The organism is Caulobacter sp. X (genome assembly GCF_002742635.1).
Taxonomy (GTDB): Bacteria; Pseudomonadota; Alphaproteobacteria; order Caulobacterales; family Caulobacteraceae; genus Caulobacter.
Window position 1 is genome coordinate 385,206 of record NZ_PEGF01000001.1, and the last position, 18,401, is coordinate 403,606.

Annotated in this window: 17 protein-coding genes; 9 read left to right on the forward strand and 8 right to left on the reverse strand. The window is 67.0% G+C overall.

Annotation, left to right across the window (positions count from 1 at the left end; genetic code table 11):
• The first annotated feature begins 12 nt into the window (after positions 1 to 12).
• Positions 13 to 924 carry a LysR family transcriptional regulator gene (locus tag CSW60_RS01600; protein WP_099535573.1) on the forward strand — a complete coding sequence of 304 codons (912 nt, stop codon included), beginning with the start codon at positions 13 to 15 and terminating at the stop codon, positions 922 to 924.
• Here the strand turns inward: CSW60_RS01600 and CSW60_RS01605 are convergent.
• Complete coding sequence (locus CSW60_RS01605) at positions 911 to 1,534, reverse strand: response regulator transcription factor (protein ID WP_099535575.1); 624 nt, start codon at positions 1,532 to 1,534, stop codon at positions 911 to 913. The two genes, CSW60_RS01600 and CSW60_RS01605, sit on opposite strands and share 14 nt — an antisense overlap.
• A complete protein-coding gene (locus tag CSW60_RS01610) occupies positions 1,531 to 4,560 on the reverse strand; it encodes a sensor histidine kinase (RefSeq protein ID WP_099535577.1) in 3,030 nt (1,009 codons plus the stop codon). Before CSW60_RS01610 ends, CSW60_RS01605 begins: the two co-directional genes overlap by 4 nt.
• A gap of 458 nt (positions 4,561 to 5,018) precedes the next feature.
• Here CSW60_RS01610 and CSW60_RS01615 point away from each other — a divergent pair, with 458 nt between their 5' ends.
• From CSW60_RS01615 to CSW60_RS01645, 7 genes are all read left to right on the forward strand, one after another.
• Entirely contained in the window at positions 5,019 to 5,855 is an 837-nt protein-coding gene (locus tag CSW60_RS01615; RefSeq protein ID WP_201723023.1) for an alpha/beta fold hydrolase, read from the forward strand.
• A 309-nt stretch (positions 5,856 to 6,164) separates the two neighbouring features.
• On the forward strand, positions 6,165 to 6,821 hold the full coding sequence (locus tag CSW60_RS01620) for a hydrolase (RefSeq protein ID WP_099535581.1): 657 nt from the start codon (positions 6,165 to 6,167) through the stop codon (positions 6,819 to 6,821).
• 52 nt (positions 6,822 to 6,873) lie between these two features.
• Positions 6,874 to 7,131: a DUF1427 family protein gene (locus CSW60_RS01625; RefSeq protein WP_099535583.1), complete on the forward strand. Its 258-nt coding sequence runs from the start codon at positions 6,874 to 6,876 to the stop codon at positions 7,129 to 7,131.
• An 86-nt stretch (positions 7,132 to 7,217) separates the two neighbouring features.
• Positions 7,218 to 9,077 carry an amidohydrolase gene (locus tag CSW60_RS01630; protein WP_099537518.1) on the forward strand — a complete coding sequence of 620 codons (1,860 nt, stop codon included), beginning with the start codon at positions 7,218 to 7,220 and terminating at the stop codon, positions 9,075 to 9,077.
• A gap of 1 nt (position 9,078) precedes the next feature.
• Positions 9,079 to 9,507 carry a DoxX family protein gene (locus CSW60_RS01635; protein ID WP_099535585.1) on the forward strand — a complete coding sequence of 143 codons (429 nt, stop codon included), beginning with the start codon at positions 9,079 to 9,081 and terminating at the stop codon, positions 9,505 to 9,507.
• A complete protein-coding gene (locus tag CSW60_RS01640; RefSeq protein ID WP_236634200.1) occupies positions 9,504 to 10,202 on the forward strand; it encodes a YoaK family protein in 699 nt (232 codons plus the stop codon). Before CSW60_RS01635 ends, CSW60_RS01640 begins: the two co-directional genes overlap by 4 nt.
• Positions 10,199 to 11,554, forward strand: coding sequence for an alginate export family protein (locus tag CSW60_RS01645; RefSeq protein ID WP_236634201.1), 1,356 nt, complete (start codon positions 10,199 to 10,201; stop codon positions 11,552 to 11,554). Before CSW60_RS01640 ends, CSW60_RS01645 begins: the two co-directional genes overlap by 4 nt.
• 2 nt (positions 11,555 to 11,556) lie before the next feature.
• Here CSW60_RS01645 and CSW60_RS01650 read toward each other — a convergent pair whose 3' ends face one another.
• Together CSW60_RS01650 and CSW60_RS01655 are read right to left on the reverse strand one after the other, a co-directional pair.
• Positions 11,557 to 12,120, reverse strand: coding sequence for a gluconate 2-dehydrogenase subunit 3 family protein (locus CSW60_RS01650; RefSeq protein WP_099535587.1), 564 nt, complete (start codon positions 12,118 to 12,120; stop codon positions 11,557 to 11,559).
• Positions 12,120 to 13,859, reverse strand: a complete 1,740-nt coding sequence (locus CSW60_RS01655) for a GMC family oxidoreductase (RefSeq protein ID WP_099535589.1) — start codon at positions 13,857 to 13,859, stop codon at positions 12,120 to 12,122. The genes CSW60_RS01650 and CSW60_RS01655 overlap by 1 nt, the downstream gene beginning before the upstream one ends.
• A 175-nt stretch (positions 13,860 to 14,034) precedes the next feature.
• Between CSW60_RS01655 and CSW60_RS01660 the strand changes: the two genes are divergently transcribed.
• Complete coding sequence (locus CSW60_RS01660; RefSeq protein ID WP_099535591.1) at positions 14,035 to 14,862, forward strand: DUF1080 domain-containing protein; 828 nt, start codon at positions 14,035 to 14,037, stop codon at positions 14,860 to 14,862.
• A 77-nt stretch (positions 14,863 to 14,939) separates the two neighbouring features.
• Here the strand turns inward: CSW60_RS01660 and CSW60_RS01665 are convergent, their stop codons facing one another.
• From CSW60_RS01665 to CSW60_RS01680, 4 genes are read right to left on the reverse strand one after another with little or no spacing between them, the layout of a single operon-like run.
• Positions 14,940 to 15,302 carry a cytochrome c family protein gene (locus CSW60_RS01665; protein ID WP_099535593.1) on the reverse strand — a complete coding sequence of 121 codons (363 nt, stop codon included), beginning with the start codon at positions 15,300 to 15,302 and terminating at the stop codon, positions 14,940 to 14,942.
• Positions 15,303 to 15,327: 25 nt separating this feature from the next.
• Positions 15,328 to 16,383, reverse strand: a complete 1,056-nt coding sequence (locus CSW60_RS01670) for a sugar phosphate isomerase/epimerase (protein WP_099535595.1) — start codon at positions 16,381 to 16,383, stop codon at positions 15,328 to 15,330.
• Complete coding sequence (locus tag CSW60_RS01675) at positions 16,380 to 17,513, reverse strand: Gfo/Idh/MocA family protein (protein ID WP_099535597.1); 1,134 nt, start codon at positions 17,511 to 17,513, stop codon at positions 16,380 to 16,382. Before CSW60_RS01675 ends, CSW60_RS01670 begins: the two co-directional genes overlap by 4 nt.
• Positions 17,513 to 18,385, reverse strand: coding sequence for a sugar phosphate isomerase/epimerase family protein (locus tag CSW60_RS01680; RefSeq protein WP_369801018.1), 873 nt, complete (start codon positions 18,383 to 18,385; stop codon positions 17,513 to 17,515). The genes CSW60_RS01675 and CSW60_RS01680 overlap by 1 nt, the downstream gene beginning before the upstream one ends.
• Between the last annotated feature and the right edge of the window lie 16 nt (positions 18,386 to 18,401).

The following is an 18,401-nucleotide window of genomic DNA, read 5'->3' on the forward strand; positions in this document are numbered from 1 at the left end:
AGCGGACAGGCGATGAAGCTCAACCTGCGGAGTCTGGAAGCCTTCCGGGAGACCATGCTGAGCGGCTCGGCGACCGCCGCCGCCGCGCGCATGGGTCTGAGCCAACCCGCTGTCAGCCGCCTGATCGCCCAGTTGGAGCAGGATGCCGGCTTCGATCTCTTCTACCGCGAGAAGGGTCGCCTAGCGCCGACGCCGGAGGCCCTGATCGTCTATGAGGAGATCGACCTGGCGTTCGGCGGGCTTGAGCGCGTCGACACCCTGGTGCGGGACCTCGCATCATTCAACACGGGCGCTCTGAAGATCGTCGCGCCGCCCAGCCTGTCGGAGGGCGTGCTTCCCAGCATTCTCAGCCGTTTCATGGCGCGGTTTCCTAATGTGCGCGTTTCGATCGACTCGCGGAGCACCGAGACGGCTCGGACGATGGTCGCAAATCGCACCGCCGACTGCGGCTTCGTGAAGCTGCCGATGGATCGCTCGGATATCTCCACGGTCCTGCTGTCCTCCAGCGAGACGGTGTGTGTCCTGCCGGAGACTCACCCCTTGAAGGCCCACCCGGAATTGACGCCTCAGCTTCTAAGGGGCGAACCGCTGGTTCTGCTCGGCTATGGCACGCGAACCCGTCGGCAGATCGACGACGCCTTCCGCGACTGCGGCGTGCGTCCGGAAGTGAAGCTGGAGACCCACACCGTCGGATCCGCCTGCGCCTTCGCCGCCGCCGGACTGGGCGTGGCGATCGTCAACGCGCTCTTGGCGACCAACTATCTCAAGCCGGGGATGGCGGTGCGGGTCTTCCGCCCCCAGATCCTGCACGACTACGCCTTCATGACATCGGCCCTGGCCCCGCCGGGACGTCTTGCCAACGCGCTTCTGGAGCAGGCCCGGCAATACTTCGCCGAAGGATACCCGGCGCCTAAAGAGCGATGATCCCACGGCGATAGGCGACCGTGACCGCCTGTGTGCGATCCGTGACGTCCAGCTTGCTAAAGATGCTCCGCATATGGCCTTTCACCGTGTCCTCGGACAGCGCCAAGGCGCGGGCGATTTGCTTATTGGCCGCGCCCTGCGCGACGCGCCGGAGCACGTCGATTTCGCGATCGCTGAGAGGTTCGGCGATGGCGTTGACGGCGATGTCGTGCGCGACCTCGGGGTGGAGACAGCGCTGCCCGCCCAAGACCGCGCGGATAGTGTCGATAAGCTCTCTTCTTAAGCTGCTCTTGAGCAGGTAACCGCTGGCGCCGGCCCTGAGGGCGCTCAAGGCCCTCACATCGCCAGCGTAGGTCGTCAGGACAATGATCCGCGCATCCGGAGCGATCGCGCGGATCGCGCTGATCGCCTCGACGCCGTCGACGCCCGGCATCTGCAGGTCCATCAGCACGAGGTCGGGCCGTAGGTTTTTGAACTGAGCGATCGCGTCCAGCCCGTCGGCGGCCTCGCCCACGACCCGAATGTCCGGCTCGGCCTCAAGCACGGCCGTCACGCCTTCGCGCAGGAGCGGATGATCATCGACGATCAGCACCGATATGGCGTCGCTCATTCCGCGCCTTCCCCGTCTTTCCCGTCGCGAGGCCCCGCCAGCCATCGCGGCCACGCGATCCGTCGACGGGCATAGGCCACGGCGCCCGGAACGACCAGTTCCACGTCCGCGCCCTCGCCGGGCCGGCTGTGGATGGTCAAGCTGGCCCGGATCTTACGCGCGCGCTCGCGCATGCCCGCCAAGCCAAAGTGCCCGTCGCGTCCGCCGACCTCAAGGACCGCGGGCTCGATACCCACGCCGTTGTCGCGAACGTTGATGCGCAAGCGCTTGCGCTCGAACGTGACGATCACGTCGATCCGTGAGGCGCGCGCGTGGCGGTGAGCGTTGAACAGGGCCTCGACGACGATGCGTTCAACCTCGTCAGCGACCAGAGGATGCAGATCGATGGGACGGCCGATCGTTGTCGTCACGACCTCGGCCGCCCCCTCCGAGCGCATCGACTCGGCGACGTCGCGCAGAGTGGTGACCAGATCCCCGCCGACCGACACGCGCAGGCTGCGCACGCGATCTCGCGCCTCGACGACCACGGCCTCGGCCCGGTCCAGCGCACGCTCCAACTGGTCGCGAGCGGGCAGGTCCGTCGGCACCTGGCGGGCCGCCGACTGGAAGGTGAGGATCAGTCCCTGGACCCCTTGCAGAAGCGTGTCGTGAAGCTCTCGGGCGATCCGCTCCCGCTCAGCGATGCGTTCGCGCAGACTAGCCTGCAGACGCTCGCTCAACCGCCCCATCCGCCACTGGAAGGCCAGCGCCAGCAAGGCGAGCGCCAAGGCGACGCAGAGCAATTGGAACAGCCGGTTCTGCCAAAGCGTCGGCGGAAGTTCCAACGTCACGCTGGCGCCATCCTCGTTCCAGACCCCATCCGCATTGGCCGCGCGCACGCGGAACACATAGGTTCCCGGCCTGAGGTTCGCGTAGAAGGCCTGTCGACGGCTTCCGGCCTCGACCCAGTCTTCGTCGACGCCCTCGAGCCGATAGCGGAAGCGTACGCGCTCGGGCGTCGCCAGGCTGAGACCCGCATAGTCGATCTGGATCGAGCGCGCGCCTTTCGCCAGACGGATGACCGGTCCGTCCGCCGCGCGCTTGCCATCCACCACGACGCTTTTGATTGAGACGGGCGGAGCCACCGTGTTGAAGGGCAACCTGGCGGGATCCAGCGACGCGATTCCGGCGGTCGTCGCCATCCACACTCGACCGTCGCCGCCGACCGCCAGATCCGCCCGGTACTTGTAGGACGCCGGAGCGGGCAGGCCGTCCTTGAGATCGTAGATACGCGCGGGAAGGTCGGCCTTGGGATCTTCGAAGGCGCGTTCGAGATCGGCGTTGCGCATTCTCACGAGACCGGCCGCGCCGAGCAGCCACGTCTCGGTGGCCGTTTGAGCCAATCCGTGGCTGAGCCCGATGAATGGAAAACGGTCGCGGGAGATGAATTGCGATCCCGTGTCGCGAAAGCGGGTAAGGCCAAAATCGCTGCCGGAGATGACGCCGAGCGGTCCATTGGCCATCGGCATCGTGCCGCCCCGTTGAGAACGCGGCTGGGTCTTGATCGGTGTGATGGTCGCGCCATCGATGAGCACCGCGCCGCGACCGCCGTCGGCCACGATGCGGCCTCGGGAGTCTGCGATCAGGGCGGTGACGGCCCGACCCAGCTGTTCTGGCATGGCGTGCGTCCACTGACGCCCGTCCCATTTCACGAGGCCGCCCATGAAGCCCGCGCCCCAGAAAGCGCCCTGAGCGTCAACCGCGCAGGCGGTGACTTGCACATGCGGGAAGGGCGGCGGCGGCAGGCGGGTGACCTTGTCGCCGTCAACGCGCAAGACCTCGGTTCCCAGCCCCATCCAGAGGCCGCCGCCCGGCGCGTCGCACATGGCGGTGAACGGGCCGAGGCGCCGGATCAGCGGCTTCATCGGCTGACCAGGCAAAGCTCTGTACAGGGTGTCGCTGTCGTAGACATAGGCAACCCCGGCCGTGGTCGCGAAGACGCCGTAGCCATACGCCGAACTGGTCGGAACCACGCTCTCCGGCGCGATGGCGGCGGGGCGGAAACGATCCAGGCCGCCGACGGTGGCCACCCAGATATTGCCTTCGCGATCCTCGAGCGCTCTGTAGGCCATGTCGGAGCTTAGCCCCTGCTGGGCCGAGAACGACTCGACCCGGGGCGACGCCGTGGCGTCCTCTCCTGGTCGGATTCGGAAGACGCCGTCAGGATGCCGAGCGCCCCAGAGGCTGTTGTCCCGATCGAAGAAGATCCGCGTCTGACGGCTGGTTGTCAGCGTCGGGTAGGCGATCTGCCCAGCGCCCTGCCCCTCGACGACCCTTACCCCCCGAGCGTCCGCCGCCCAAAGGCGCCCCTGCCCGTCCTGCGCCAGCGCTACCTCCTGGATGAAGCCGGACTGGACGGTGGAGAAGCGTGGCTCGCCGGGACGCATGCGCGCCAGGCGACCCGAACCGCTGATCCACACCGCGCCATCGCGCGCGACGAACACCCATTCGACCTCGCCCGGAATGTCGATCAGGGCGTCCAGGATCTGCCAGGCGCCGTTGGAGAACCGGACCAGCTTGGCCTTGGGATTCGAGGTGGTCGCCCAGATCGCGCCGTCCCGGCCCTCGGCCAGCGAATAAACCACGGAATGAAAAATCCTGGCGTCGTAGAGGAGCCTTATCTGGCCCTTTTCAAGGACGGCGATCCCGCCCCTCTCATAGCCGACCCACAGCGCGCCGTTGCGGGTGACCATCAGTCGGACGACACGGTCATTGAGGGTGTAGGTCTTCGGGCGGGGCGGACGTACCGGCTCGAAGGTCACCCCGTCGAACCGGTATAGGCCGAGCGGGGTGCCCAGCCACAGGTAACCGTCAGGCGTCTGGGCGAGATCCTCGATCGCGGCGGGCGCGCCATCCTCGACCGTCCAACGCGTGTGCTTGTACTGCGCGATCGCGCGCTGCGGATCCAGCGCCCGAGCCGGCGACGTCAACGCCAGAGCGACCAAGAGGGCCGCCCACCAGCCAATCCTTACAGACCCGTTCGCCATGCGCGCCTTCTATCCCAGGTAGCCTGCCTAAGCGCCGCCGCTCTCGTCGTTCAATATCGGCCGAGCTAGGCCCGGCCCACCCTTTTGGTGGCGATCAACGTCACGCGAGCAATTCTGGTGACGATCCGACGCCCATCGGTGTCATCGCCGCCTAGCCCGCTTGAGGTTTACGCAGCCGCCCCAGCGCGGGACGTTTGGCTGCGATAACGACCAATGCCGACAAGACCTCCGACATCGCTTGCGTGTCGTGTGGCCCTGATCGCCGCGGCGCTCTCCATCCAAGTCTGAACCTCCTTCGGGGAACAAAGATGACTGATCACGACCCCAAAGACGTGGGCGCCACGCGGCGTCACGTCCTCGTCGCTGGCGCGGGCGCGGCGACCCTGGCGGCTCTGCCGTCCGCTTCCCTGGCGCTGGCCAAGCCCGCGTCCTCAACCCAAGGCAAAGGAACCCATGACATGAGCAGCGGCTACGTCACGACCAAGGACGGCGTGCAGATCTACTACAAGGACTGGGGTCCCAAGGACGCTCAGCCGATCGTGTTCCACCACGGCTGGCCGCTGTCGGCCGACGACTGGGACAACCAGATGATGTTCTTCCTGCTGAAGGGCTATCGCGTCATCGCCCACGACCGTCGCGGTCACGGCCGTTCGACCCAGACCGACACCGGCAACGAGATGGACACCTACGCCGCCGACGTCATCGCCCTAACCGATCACCTCGACCTGAAGAACGCCTTCCACGTCGGCCACTCGACCGGCGGCGGCGAAGTCGCCCATTACGTCGCCCGCGCTAAGCCCGGCCGTGTCGGCAAGGCCGTTCTCGTCGGCGCGGTGACGCCGATCATGCTGAAGACCGCCGCCAACCCGGGCGGCCTGCCGATGGAGGTCTTCGATGGCTTCCGCAATGGCACCGCCTTCAACCGCGCCCAGTTCTTCCGGGATGTCGCCGCCGGTCCGTTCTACGGCTTCAACCGTCCGGGCGCGAAAGTCTCCGAAGGCGTCATCGACAACTGGTGGCGCCAGGGCATGCAGGCCGGCGTCAAGCCGCTGTATGATTGCGTGAAGGCGTTCTCGGAAACTGACTTCACCGAGGACCTGAAGAAGATCGACGTGCCGGTTCTGGTGTTGCACGGCGAAGACGACCAAGTCGTCCCGATCGACGACAGCGCCCGTCTCGCCATCAAGCTGCTCAAGCACGGCAAGCTGATCACCTATCCCGGTTTCCCGCACGGCATGGCGACCACCCAGGCCGACGTCATCAACGCCGACCTGCTGGCCTTCTTCAAGGCCTAGGAACTGGGATCGCCGTCATGCGCCAGGCAGGCCCGTCCCGGCCGGTAGACAATGCTTGCGCGCATAACGGCGGACCTTGGCGCGTGCTGGGGCTCGTCACCGTACGAACGCCCGAGGGCGTCCTTTTCGGACGACTGGAGACCCGCGTCCTGGATGCGGGTCTTCGGCCTCCAAGAGGCGAAAATCGGAAATGATGAGTTTCGTTCATTTCCATTTATGATCCCCGCGAGCGCCGGCACAGTCTCCTCATCAGACACCGACACGGCGGCCCGGGGCACGGTCCGCCAAACACCTAGAAGGACCGAAATCATGTCTCTGCAAGCCAAGGCCGTCCCAGGCGCCCGTCTCCTGAACCCGACGGATCACACCCTGATCATGATCGACTTCCAGTCGCAGATGGCCTTCGCCACCAAGTCGATCGACGCCAGTCTGCTGCGCACCAACGCCGCCCTGGTCGCCAGCGCCGCCGCCGGCTTCGGCGTCTCCACCATCCTGACGACGGTCGCCGAAAAGAGCTTCTCGGGCCCGATGTTCACGGAGGTCACCGACCCGTTTCCGGGTAAGCCCCTGCTGGACCGCACCTCGATGAACACGTGGGAAGACGCCCCGGTGATCGCCGAGGTCAACGCCATCGGCAAGTCGCGTATCGTGCTGGCGGGCCTCTGGACCTCGGTCTGCATCGTCGGCCCCGCGCTGTCGGCGCTGGATCAAGGCTACGAGGTGTTCGTGATCACCGACGCCTGCGGCGACGTCTCCAACGAGGCCCACGAGCGCGCTGTCACCCGCATGGTGCAAGCCGGCGCCCAGCCGATGACCTCGCTGCAATATCTGCTCGAACTGCAACGCGACTGGGCTCGCGCCGAGACCTACGAGCTGACGACGGGCGTCGCCAAGAAGTTCGGCGGGGCCTACGGCCTGGGCGTCACCTACGCCAAGACCATGTTCGGCGCGTCGGAAGGCCACTGACCGCTTCCGGGCGAGGCCAAAGGGCCTCGCCCGCCCTGTCCGGAGCGTCGCGATGAAGCCCTATCTCCTATCTATCGGCGCCGGCCTCTTGGTAGGCGTCCTCTATTCGCTGATGGGCGTGCGCTCCCCCGCTCCGCCCGCCATCGCCCTGCTGGGGTTGCTCGGCATGCTTCTGGGCGAGCAGGCCGTCCCCATCGCCAAGCGTCTGCTGACCAAGGCGCCGGTCACGGCCTATCTCAAAACGCCTGATTGCGCCGGCCGCGTGCTCGGCCCCCACGCCGGCGCCAAGACGCCCGAAGACCAGGCATGACGCCGGTCAATCGCCGCCAAGCGCTGGCCTTGGGCGCGGCCCTGCTTCCTAATCCCTTTCTCGCCGATCCTCGGAGGTCCGGTCCCATGTCCGCTCAAACCGATCTGCTGCTCGTCAACGGCAAGTTCACGACCCTCGACCGTAGCAATCCGCGCGCCGACGCTGCTCTGATCCGGGACTGCAAGTTCGCCGCGGTCGGCGAGGAGCGCGAGGTCCGCGCCGCCGCCGGCGCCAACCCCACTGCCATCGACCTGAAGGGCCGCCGGGTGATCCCGGGTCTGATCGACAGCCACATGCACATCATCCGCGGCGGGCTGAACTACAACATGGAGCTGCGCTGGGACGGCGTACCGACCCTGGCCGACGCCATGGCCATGCTGAAGAAGCAGGCCGCCAACACCCCGCCGCCGCAGTGGGTGCGCGTGGTCGGCGGCTTCACAGAGCATCAGTTCGTCGAAAAGCGTCTACCGACCCTGGACGAGATCAACACCGCCGCGCCCGAGACGCCGGTGTTCATCCTGCACCTTTATGACCGCGCCCTGCTCAACCGCGCCGCCCTGCGCGCCGTCGGCTACACCAAGGACACGCCGAATCCGCCCGGCGGCGAGATCCAGCGCGACGCCTCGGGCGAGCCGACGGGCCTGCTGCTGGCCCAGCCGAACGCGACGATCCTCTACGCGACGCTGGCCAAGGGCCCGAAGCTTCCCCCCGAATACCAGCTGAACTCCACCCGCCACTTCATGCGCGAGATGAACCGTCTGGGCGTAACCGGCGTGATCGACGCCGGCGGCGGCTTCCAGAACTATCCCGACGACTACGAGATCATCGAGAAGCTGCACGCCGACGACCAGCTGACCCTGCGGATCAGCTACAACCTGTTCACCCAGAAGCCGAAAGCCGAGCTCTCCGACTTCCAGAGCTGGTCCAAGCAGGTGAAGCCCGGCCAAGGCGACGACAAGTATCGCCACAACGGCGCGGGCGAGATGCTGGTCTACAGCGCCGCCGACTTCGAGGACTTCCGGGTCGAGCGCCCCGAGATGCCGGCCAACATGGAAAGCGACCTCGAGCCGGTCATCCGTCACCTGGTCGAGAACCGCTGGCCCTGGCGCCTGCACGCCACCTACGACGAGACGATAAGCCGGGCGCTCGACGTCTATGAGAAGGTCAACCGCGACATGCCGTTCGAGGGCCTGCACTGGTTCTTCGACCACGCCGAGACGATCAGCGACCGCAACATCGACCGTATCGCGGCCCTGGGCGGCGGCATCGCCGTGCAGCACCGCATGGCCTTCCAAGGCGAGTACTTCATGGAGCGCTACGGGGCCAAGGCCGCCGAGGCCACGCCCCCGATCGGCAAGATGCTGAAGGCCGGGATTCCGGTTGGGGCCGGCACGGATGCGACCCGTGTCGCCAGCTACAATCCCTGGGTCTCGCTGAACTGGCTGGTGACCGGCAAGACGGTGGGCGGCACGCGCCTCTACCCGCCGGCCAACCGCGTCGACCGCGAGGAAGCCCTTCGTCTCTGGACAACCGCCAACACCTGGTTCTCGAACGAGGAAGGCAAGAAGGGCCAGATCGCCGTCGGCCAGCTCGCCGACCTGGCCGTACTCAGCAGCGACTACCTGACCGTGCCCGAGGACGAGATCCCGCACCTGTCGTCGGTGCTGACCCTGTTGGGCGGCAAGGTGGTCCACGGCGAAGGCGACTTCGGCAAGCTGGCGCCGGTGCTGCCGCCGCCGATGCCAGACTGGTCGCCCGTGCGGACGTTCGGCGGCTATCAGGACCGCTCTCGAAGCCACGCGCGCGCCCTGGCCTCAGCCTGCGGCTGCGCCAGCAGCTGCAATGTCCACGGCCACGATCACGCGGCCGCTTACGCCCGCGAAGCGCCGACCGCTGATGCGCGCTCCTTCTGGGGTGTGATGGGCTGCGGCTGCTGGGCGGTGTGAAATGATCCGTTCGCGAGAAACCCCAAGTGTCGTCGCCGCCATCCTCGACTGGCCGCCGACCGCGCTGATGGCTCGTCTGGCCCTGGTCAGCGCCTACCTGCTGGGCGCGGTCGTGAAGGCGACCGACTTCCCCGGCGCGGTGGCCGAACAAGCCCATTTTGGCATGAGCCCGCCGGCCTTCTGGGCCGTCCTGACCATCGCCGTCGAGATCGTCGGACCGCTGCTGATCCTGACGCGTCGCTGGCTGTGGCTGGGCGCGGGCATGCTGGGCGCCTTCACCCTGTTGGCGGCGATCAAGGCCAACGCCTTCTGGGCGATGCCTACCGGGCACGACCGCTTCATGGCCATGAACGCCTTCGTCGAACACATTGGTCTGATCGGCGGCTTCGCGTTGGTCGCGCTGCTTGATCGCCGGGAGCGCGCCGCGTGAGCGCCCCCCGTCCCGTTCGCCTGGCCGGCGTCACCGGCATGAGCATGGCCTTCGTCGGCGGCTATATCGACGTCATCGGCTTCGTGCTGCTGTTTGGCCTGTTCGTCGCCCATGCCACCGGCAACATCGTCATGCTTGGCGTCGGCTTGGCTGGCGACGCCAGCGGCTTGGCGACCAAGTTGCTGGCCCTGCCCGTGTTCATCGGAACCGTAGCCGCCACCTACGCCCTGATCCGTTGGCGCAACGCCAGGGGACAGCCGTGCGAGGTGCTGGTGCTGGCGCTGCAGGCCCTCCTGCTGCTGGTCTTCATGTTGCTGACCGCCCACGCCCTGCCCGCCGCCGGCGCCAACGCCCCTGGTGTCATGTTGGCGGGTTTGGTCGGGGTGGTCGCCATGGCGGTTCAGAACGTCGCGGCCCGCGTGGTGTTCGCCCATCTGGCGCCCACCACCATGATGACGGGGAACGTCACGCAGATGGCGATCGACCTCGTCGACCTAGTGGTGGCCCGAGGCCGGCCTGACGAGGCTCTGAAGACACGAATCCGCAAGACCTGGCCGCCTGTTCTGGCCTTCGCCTTCGGCGCAGTGGGCGGCGCGCTCGGCGTGCTGTTCGCTGGCCCTTGGAGCCTCGGCCTTGGCGTCGTCGTGGTCGGCATCCTGGCGGTGCTGCACGCCCTGCGCGGAGAACGGTCGTGAAGCTGGTCACACCTATCGTGCTGGTCGCGCAGGCGAGCGCCGGCGCCGCTCAAGCGTCCGAGTCGCCCGCCTTCAAGCTCGTGCGGTCCGACGAGGACTATGGCTACCTAAGCAACGTGACCGACCGCACCGGACTCGATCCGCTGCGCTACGTCCCGCTGGGCGGCGACGCCTATCTGAGCCTAGGTGGTGAAGCGCGCCTGCGCGTGGACGCCGTCGACAAGCCGCGTTTCGGCCTTGGCGGCGCGCAGACCGACACCTTCGCTCTGGGCCGACTGCTGCTGAGCGGCGACCTGCGCCTGGGGCAAGCTGTAAGGGTCTATGGCGAGCTTGGCGTGCATCGGGACTACGGCAAGAAAGACAAGCCCGGCGCCACCGATCGCGATGGTGTCGACGCTCAGGTCCTGTTCGTCGACGTCACGCCCGCTTCAGGCTGGCGCCTCCGCCTTGGGCGCCAGGAACTGCAGTTCAACGCGACACAGCGCTTCGTCGCAGTGCGCGAGGCGCCGAACATCCGCCAGAGCTTCGATGGCGCGCGGATCACCCACACCGCGGGCCCGCTGAAACTGGACGCGTTCTACCTCCAGCCCGTCGTCATCTCGACCGGCGCCTTCGACGATACGCGCAGCCGCACGCAACGCTTCTACGGCCTGTATGCCTCGACGCGCCTGTCGCCGCGCCAGACGCTGGACCTCTACGCCCTCGGACTCGAGCGCGACGCCGTGCGCTTCGGAACGGTGACGGGCGACGAGCGCAGGACCAGCCTCGGGGCCAGACTCGCGGGGACCGAGGGCAAGTTCGACTATGAGGCCGAAGGCGTCGCGCAAGGCGGCCGCTTCGCCGGCCGCCGCATCCGCGCCTTCGCCGTCTCGGCAAGCGGAGGCTTTACGCTGGACCAGCCCTGGAAGCCGCGTCTGGGCTTGCGATTGGACGCCGGGTCAGGCGATCGGAACCCCACGGACGGTCGCCTGGGCACTTTCAACCCGATGTTCCCGAAGGGCGCCTATTTCAACGAAACGGGCCTCTTCAGCTGGGGCAATCTAGCCTCCCTGCGCGCCAGCCTTGGCGTCACGCCGTCGAAAGCCGTCAGCCTCGAGGCTAGCTATACAGCGCATCGCCTATGGACGGGCGACGACGCGATCTACCTGCAGCCTCTAGCTCCGCTCGCCGCCGCACGTCCTGGCCAGTCCAAGGACGTTGGCGACGCCATGCAGTTGGACGCGTCATGGCAGGCGACCCGAAACTTCAAGCTCCAAGGCCAACTGGCGCGGCAGGACGCAGGGCCCGCCGTTCGTGCGCTAGGCGGTAAGGCGGTGAGCCTCGCTGTGCTGTTCGCGCAGTTCAGGTTCTGACCTTAGCGCGTCGCCCAGGCCCGCCCGACCTCCGCCAGGGGAATACAGCCGTGATACGCGCCGGGCACCGGATCGTACTTCAAGGCCATGGTCGCGCCGGGTTCGGACGTGAAGTAGCCGATCGTCACCCAGTCCTCCAACGCCGCGAAGAAATGCGGCTGGCTGGGGTTTTGCCCCTTCGCGACCGCCGCCTCCTGGTCATACGCCGTCAGCATCGCGACCTGTTGCTCGGGCTTCAGCGCCGCGAAGACGTCGCCATGCGATGCCCGGGCGTCGGCGTCCATCCGCGTCAGGCCGCCGATCAGCAGGTCCTTCTGGGTCTTGTCGCAATAGTTGGCCAAGGCGCGGTCGATGAACTGCGGCACGCCGGCCTGCCGCGCCCCGGGCGTATCGGTGGTCGGAATGATCAACTCAGCCACTACGTCGACCAGGCGCGCCTGGTCGCTGGTCAGGGCCGTGGGCGTCCAGCCGAGCGTCGGCGCGGCGGCCGCGCGGCTGGCCCAGCCGGTCGCCGCCGCCCCGACCGTGAGCGCCAGACCCTTGAGAGCGTCGCGTCGGTGCAGCATCACAGATCTCCCCGCTTGCGAGCCTTCACGGCATGGTCGGCCGCCCGCGCCGTTAGCGCCATATAGGTCAGGGACGGGTTTACGCACGACGCCGAAGTCATGGCCGCGCCGTCCGTCACATAGACGTTCTTGCACTCGTGGACCTGATTGTGGGCATTCAGCACCGAGGTCTTCGGATCGCGGCCCATGCGGGCTGTGCCCATCTCGTGGATGCCCAGACCAGGCGCATAGCCGCCGTCGTAGCCGCGAACGTTCTTGAAGCCCGCCGCCTCCAGCATCTCGGCCGCAGCGTTCTGCATGTCCTTGCGCATGGCCAGCTCGTTCTCGCGCATGGTCACGTTCATGGTCAGGGTCGGAAGGCCGAACTCGTCCTTCACGTCGCGGTTCAAGGTGACGCGGTTGTCCTCGTAAGGGAGGATTTCGCCGAAACCGCCCAGGCCCATGCTCCAGGGACCAGGCTGTGTCAGGGCCGCCTTGCGCTCGGCGCCAAAGCCGCGTCCGCCCTTCTTCAGGTCGCGCTCCCAGCCGGGTCGCGAGGCGCCGCCCTGGTAACCGAAACCGCGCAGGTAGTCGGACCGCTTGGTCGCGGCGTCGCCGAGGTTGCGGAAGCGCGGCACGTAGATGCCGTTGGGCCGGCGGCCAGAGTAGTACATGTCGGCGAACTCGGGCGCCTCGCCGCTGGCGCCGACGCCCAGGTGGTGGTCCATCACGTTGCGGCCCAGCTGGTCGCTGCCGTTGCCGAAGCCGTTGGGGAACCGCGAGCTGGTCGAGTTCATCATGATCCAGGCCGAATTCAGCGCCGAGGCGCAGAGGAACACGACGTCGGCGTAGAACTCCTCGTCCTTGCGGGTGGTCGCGTCCAGAATCCGCACACCGCTGGCCCGTCCAGCCTTCTCGTCATAGATCAGCTCGGTCACGATCGAGTTGGGTCGGATCACCAGGTTGCCCGTGCGCTCGGCCGCGACCAGCCCGCCGGAGTTCGAGCTGTAGTAGCCGCCGAATGGGCAGCCGCGGATGCACATGTTGCGGTACTGGCACTTGGTGCGGCCCAGGCTGAGCTGCTCCTCGGTCGGCGCGGTCAGGTGGGCCGTGCGGCCCATGGTGATGCGCCGCTCCGGGAAGCGCGCCTCGGAGCGCGTCTTGAAGGCTTTCTCGACGCAGTTCATCTCCATCGGCGGCTGGTAGACGCCGTCCGGCAGCTGCGGTAGGCCCTCGGCCTGCCCCGAGACGCCGATGAAGCGCTCGACGTGGTCGTACCAGGGCGCGAGATCCTCGTAGCGGATCGGCCAATCGACCGCGATGCCTTCGCGGGCGTTGGCCTCAAAGTCGATCGGGCTGTGGCGATAGCTCTGACGCCCCCAGGTCAACGAACGGCCGCCGACGTGATAACCGCGGATCCAGTCGAACCGGTTAGTCTCGGTATAGGGATTGGTATCGTCGCGGACGAAGAAGTGCTGGGTGTACTCCGTCATGGTATAGCCCGTGCGGCGCTGCACCGGATATCGGGCCGACAGCTCGTCAGGCGGGAGCTGCCCCTGCGGATACTTCGTCTGCCAGGGATCCAGGGTGGCGGTCGGATAGTCCTCGAGGTGACGAACCATGCGTCCGCGCTCGAGCACCAGAACCTTGAGCCCCTTTTCCGTGAGTTCCTTGGCGGCGATGCCGCCGGTGATCCCGCTGCCGACCACGATGGCGTCGTAGGTGTTCTTACGACGCGCTCGACCATTTAGGTTGGCCATGTTCGCTCCCTTTGCGGTCCGCTCGCCAGACCGCGCCGGCATGCTTACGCAACGCGACGCCAACCCTGGATGGAACCCATCATTCTTGCCTGGAGGCTTCCATGAAATGGGTTACATTGCAAGAAAGCTCGACATTCGATCGCGAAAAGTGGGCGTCCGGGAGGAAGAAAGCACCATGACCATCTTGTCCGCGTCGGCGCGGGGTTCCGGCCTGGCCGCGCTCGTGCTCGGTCTGGTTGCGACCGCGAGCCCAGCATTCTCTCAGGACCTCAAGGCGGCCCCCTGGAAACCGCTGTTCGATGGCAAGAGCCTGGACGGCTGGATTCCCAAGATCGCCAAGCACCCCGTCGGCGAGAACTATCAGCAAACCTTTGTTGTCGATAACGGCGCGATCAAGGTCTCATACGCCGGCTACAAGACCATGGACGGCCAGTTCGGCCACCTCTTCTACAAGACGCCGTTCAAAGCCTACCGCCTCCGCTTGACCTACCGTTTCCTGACCGACGGCGCCCTACCCGACACGCCCGCCTGGGCGCGTAGCAACAGCGGGATCATGTTCCATAGCCAAAGCCCCGAGAGCATGACGGTCAACCAGTCGTTCCCGGTCTCGGTGGAGTTCCAACTCTTGGGCAAGGACGGCGATGCGCGCCGAGCCACCGCCGCGGTCTGCACGCCGGGCGTCACCATCACCATCGACGGACAGAAGGTGAAGGAGCACTGCACCCCTTCCGCCAACGCGCCGACCGTTCCGAACGGAACCTGGGTCAAGGCCGAGCTTGAAGTGCGGCCGAACGGCGAGGTCTTCGAGAAGATCGACGGCGTCGTCGTCCACCACTACGCGGACATCACGCTGGATCCGGACGACACCGTCGCCGACGGCGCCAAGCCGTACATCCTGGCCCGCGGCGCTCAGCGGGTGACCGAGGGCTACATCGCTCTGCAGAGCGAAGGCCATCCGATCGAGTTCAAGGACATCGAGATCCAGAAGCTGACGGCGCGCTAGAGCGTGATAGCCGAAAGTGTAAGCGGTTTCGCGGCAATCACGCTCTAAGTCTATGATTTAGAGCCCGTCAGGATCGATCACTTCTTCACCGTACCCAGGTACTGGATCACGGCCGCGCGTTCGTCGGGGTTTGGCGCGCCCAGCAGCATCTTGGTGCCGGGCACCAGCTTGTTCGGCGCCTTGATGAAGGCGTCCATCTGGTCCGGCGTCCAGGTCAGGCCCGAGGCCTTCATGGCGCTGCTGTAGGCGTAGCCTGGCGCGGTCCCGGCCTTGCGGCCGACCACGCCAGCCAGCGGCGGCCCCATCTTGCCCGGCGCGGGCTGCAGCGAATGGCAGACCGTGCAGCGTTGCTGGAACACCTGCTCGCCCGTGGGCGGCGCGGCGACGGCGCTGGTGGCCAAGCCCGCGAACAGGGCGGCGAGGGTAAGCTGGAACTTCATTGAGTACTCCGTCGGGTCAGGCCCATTAGAGGCCAAGGAGGCGGCGGTTGCGACCAGGATCCGACGCGCCGCCGGCGAAATCGTCGAACGCCTTGTCGGTCACCTGGATGATATGGTCGCGGATGAAAGGCGCGCCTTCGCGAGCGCCTTGTTCGGGATGCTTCAGCGCGCACTCCCACTCCAGCACCGCCCAGCCGTCATAGTCGTACTGGGCGAGCTTGGAGAAGATCGCCTTGAAGTCCACCTGGCCGTCGCCTAGCGAGCGGAACCGGCCCGGCCGCTCGGCCCAGCCCAGATAGCCGCCATAGACCCCGGCCTGGGCCGAGGGCCGGAGCTCGGCGTCCTTGACGTGGAACGCCTTGATCCGCTCGTGATAGCGATCGATGTAGCCCAGATAGTCGAGCTGCTGCAGCACCAAGTGGCTGGGGTCGTACAGGATGTTGGCGCGCGGATGGCCGCCGACCTCGTCCAGGAACCTTTCGAAGGTCGCGCCGTCGTGCAGGTCCTCGCCCGGATGGATCTCGTAGCAGGCGTCGACGCCGTTCTCCTCGAACACGTCCAGGATCGGCTTCCAGCGGCGACCGAGTTCGGCGAAGGCCTCCTCGACCAAACCTGCGGGGCGCTGCGGCCACGGATAGAAGTATGGCCAGGCCAACGCGCCGGAGAAGGTCGCGTGCGCCTTTAGGCCCAGGCGACGGCTAGCGATGGCGGCGGCTTTCACCTGCCCGACCGCCCATTCCTGGCGCTCCTTGGGCTTGCCGCGCAGCTCCGGCGGCGCGAAGCCGTCGAACAACTCGTCGTAGGCCGGATGCACGGCGACCAGCTGGCCTTGAAGGTGGGTCGAAAGCTCGGTGATCCGCAGGCCATGGTCGGCCAGCAGGCCGGCGACGTCGTCGCAATAGGCCTGGCTCTCGGCGGCGCGGGCGAGATCAAAGAACGAATCCGCGCCTCCCGTCGGCATCTGCACGCCGACATAGCCCAGGTCCGCCACCCACTTGGCCATGGTCTCCAGCTTGTCGAACGGCGGCTTGTCGCCGATGAACTGGGCCAGAAAGATGCCGGGGCCCTTGAGCGTCTTCATCGCGCGTCTCCTTCCAGCGTCACCCAGCCCGCGTCCTGCCGGCTGGCGGCCACGGCCCGCTCGACGAAAGCCATGCCGCGCACGCCCTCGGCGATGTCCGGGACCAGCGCGCCCTCCCCGCCTTCGATGGCGTCAGCGAAGTCGCGGTAGATATTGGCGAAGGCCTCGATGAAACCTTCGGGATGGCCGGTCGGCAGGCGGGTGACCGCGCGGGCCGCCGGGCTCAGATAGCCCGAGCCGGCATGCAGCACCTGGCTTGGGCCGTCCAGCCAGTCCAGGGTCAGGACGTTCGGGTCCTCGTGCGACCAGGTCAGGCCGCCCTTTTCGCCATAGACGCAGAGCTTAAGCCCGTTACGAGCCCCAGCGCTGATCTGCGAGGCGATCAGCACGCCCCGCGCGCCGCCGGCAAAGCGCAGCAGCACATTGCAGTCGTCGTCCAGCGGACGGCCGGGCACCACGGTGGCGACGTCGGCGCACAGGCGCTCGACCCGATGGCCGGTCACGAATTCGGCGATGTTGAAGGCGTGGACACCGATGTCGCCGATGCAGCCGCCCACGCCGGACTGCTTGGGATCAGCCCGCCAGGTGGCCTGCTTGTTGTCGGCCTCGCGCTCCAGAGGCTCGGAGAGCCAGCCCTGCGAATACTCGACGATCACCTTGCGGACAGCGCCAAGGTCGCCACGCGCCACGATCTCGCGCGCCTCGCGGACCATGGGATAGCCCGTGTAGGTATAGGTCAGGCCATAGCGCTTGCCCGACGCGGCGACGATCGCGGCCAGTTCCCTGGCTTCCGCCAGGTTCAAGGTCGCCGGCTTGTCGCTGATGACGTTCAGCCCCCCGTGCAGCGCGGCGGCCGAGACGTCGAAGTGCAAATGATTGGGCGTCACGACCGACACCAGCTGGACGCCATCGGCGCGAGCACGTTCGGCGGTGATCATCGCGTGATGGTCGGGATAGACGCGGTCCGACGCGACGCCCCAGGCCGCGGCCGCTTGGGCGTTCTTGGCCGGATCGCGACTGAACACCCCGGCGACCAGACGGATACGCCCATCCAGCTCGGCGGCCATGCGGTGCACCGGGCCGATGAACGAGCCGGGGCCGCCCCCGACCATGGCCATCCGCAAGCTCATCAGGCGACCACCTTGGCCAGATAATCGAAGCTGATCTTGGCCGACTCCAGGCGAGTCCCCGGGAACGGCGGCTCCTGCTCATAGAAGAACCCGCGCACGCCGGCGTCATAGGCGGCCGGCAGGAGCTTCGGCCAATTGATCATGCCCGAGCCGACCTCGGTCGGATCCTGGCGCAGCTCGAAATTGGCCTTCGTCGTCGGCTTGATGTCCTTGACGTGCATGTGGGTGAAACGGCTCGGATGCGCCTTCAGCATCGCGAACGGATCATGGCCGGCGGCCGTCACCCAGCCGGCGTCCATCTCGAAGGAGACCAGGCTCGGGTCCGTGCCCTTGAGCAAGATGTCCATGCCCGTGGTGTCGCCCAGCGGGGCGAGCTCGAAATTGTGGTTGTGATAGCCCGTGCCGATGCCGGCCTTCTTCAGGACGGCGGCCTTCTGGTTGAGGAAGTCGGCGTTCCACTTCCAGTCGTCGGCGGTCATCTGGCCGCCGGCCTGGCGCAGGTCCGCGCCCGTGAAGCGGTCCGGGATGTAGAGGATCGGCATGATCGCGGTCTTCGCGCCGATCACATGCAAGTCGTCGGCCAGCTTGGAAAGATCGCCGCTGAAGGTCGCGCCGGCGCCCTTGGGCTGGACGTGGGCGCTGGTGCAGGCCAGGCCCGCGCGGTCGAAGGCGACGCGCAGCTCGGCCGGCGTGCGGCCGAGATAGCCCGCCAGTTCCACCGTCTTGAAGCCGATCTTGGACACCGTCGCGAGTTGGGCGTCGAGCTCCTTCGCGAGATCCGGACCCAGGCTGTAGAGCTGAATGCCCAGCGGCAACTTGCGGCGCTGGAAGAAGTTCGCTTCAGCCGCGCGAGCGACCCCGGCGGCGGCCATGGCGGCCGCGCCGGCG

Bases quoted from the DNA above. Each gene is read 5' to 3' on its own strand.
- CSW60_RS01600 (WP_099535573.1), top strand. From the start codon at position 13: ATGAAGCTCAACCTGCGGAGTCTGGAAGCCTTCCGGGAGACCATGCTG.
- CSW60_RS01605 (WP_099535575.1), bottom strand. From the start codon at position 1,534: ATGAGCGACGCCATATCGGTGCTGATCGTCGATGATCATCCGCTCCTG.
- CSW60_RS01610 (WP_099535577.1), bottom strand. From the start codon at position 4,560: ATGGCGAACGGGTCTGTAAGGATTGGCTGGTGGGCGGCCCTCTTGGTC.
- CSW60_RS01615 (WP_201723023.1), top strand. From the start codon at position 5,019: ATGAGCAGCGGCTACGTCACGACCAAGGACGGCGTGCAGATCTACTAC.
- CSW60_RS01620 (WP_099535581.1), top strand. From the start codon at position 6,165: ATGTCTCTGCAAGCCAAGGCCGTCCCAGGCGCCCGTCTCCTGAACCCG.
- CSW60_RS01625 (WP_099535583.1), top strand. From the start codon at position 6,874: ATGAAGCCCTATCTCCTATCTATCGGCGCCGGCCTCTTGGTAGGCGTC.
- CSW60_RS01630 (WP_099537518.1), top strand. From the start codon at position 7,218: ATGTCCGCTCAAACCGATCTGCTGCTCGTCAACGGCAAGTTCACGACC.
- CSW60_RS01635 (WP_099535585.1), top strand. From the start codon at position 9,079: ATGATCCGTTCGCGAGAAACCCCAAGTGTCGTCGCCGCCATCCTCGAC.
- CSW60_RS01650 (WP_099535587.1), bottom strand. From the start codon at position 12,120: ATGCTGCACCGACGCGACGCTCTCAAGGGTCTGGCGCTCACGGTCGGG.
- CSW60_RS01655 (WP_099535589.1), bottom strand. From the start codon at position 13,859: ATGGCCAACCTAAATGGTCGAGCGCGTCGTAAGAACACCTACGACGCC.
- CSW60_RS01660 (WP_099535591.1), top strand. From the start codon at position 14,035: ATGACCATCTTGTCCGCGTCGGCGCGGGGTTCCGGCCTGGCCGCGCTC.
- CSW60_RS01665 (WP_099535593.1), bottom strand. From the start codon at position 15,302: ATGAAGTTCCAGCTTACCCTCGCCGCCCTGTTCGCGGGCTTGGCCACC.
- CSW60_RS01670 (WP_099535595.1), bottom strand. From the start codon at position 16,383: ATGAAGACGCTCAAGGGCCCCGGCATCTTTCTGGCCCAGTTCATCGGC.
- CSW60_RS01675 (WP_099535597.1), bottom strand. From the start codon at position 17,513: ATGAGCTTGCGGATGGCCATGGTCGGGGGCGGCCCCGGCTCGTTCATC.
- CSW60_RS01680 (WP_369801018.1), bottom strand. From the start codon at position 18,385: ATGGCCGCCGCCGGGGTCGCTCGCGCGGCTGAAGCGAACTTCTTCCAG.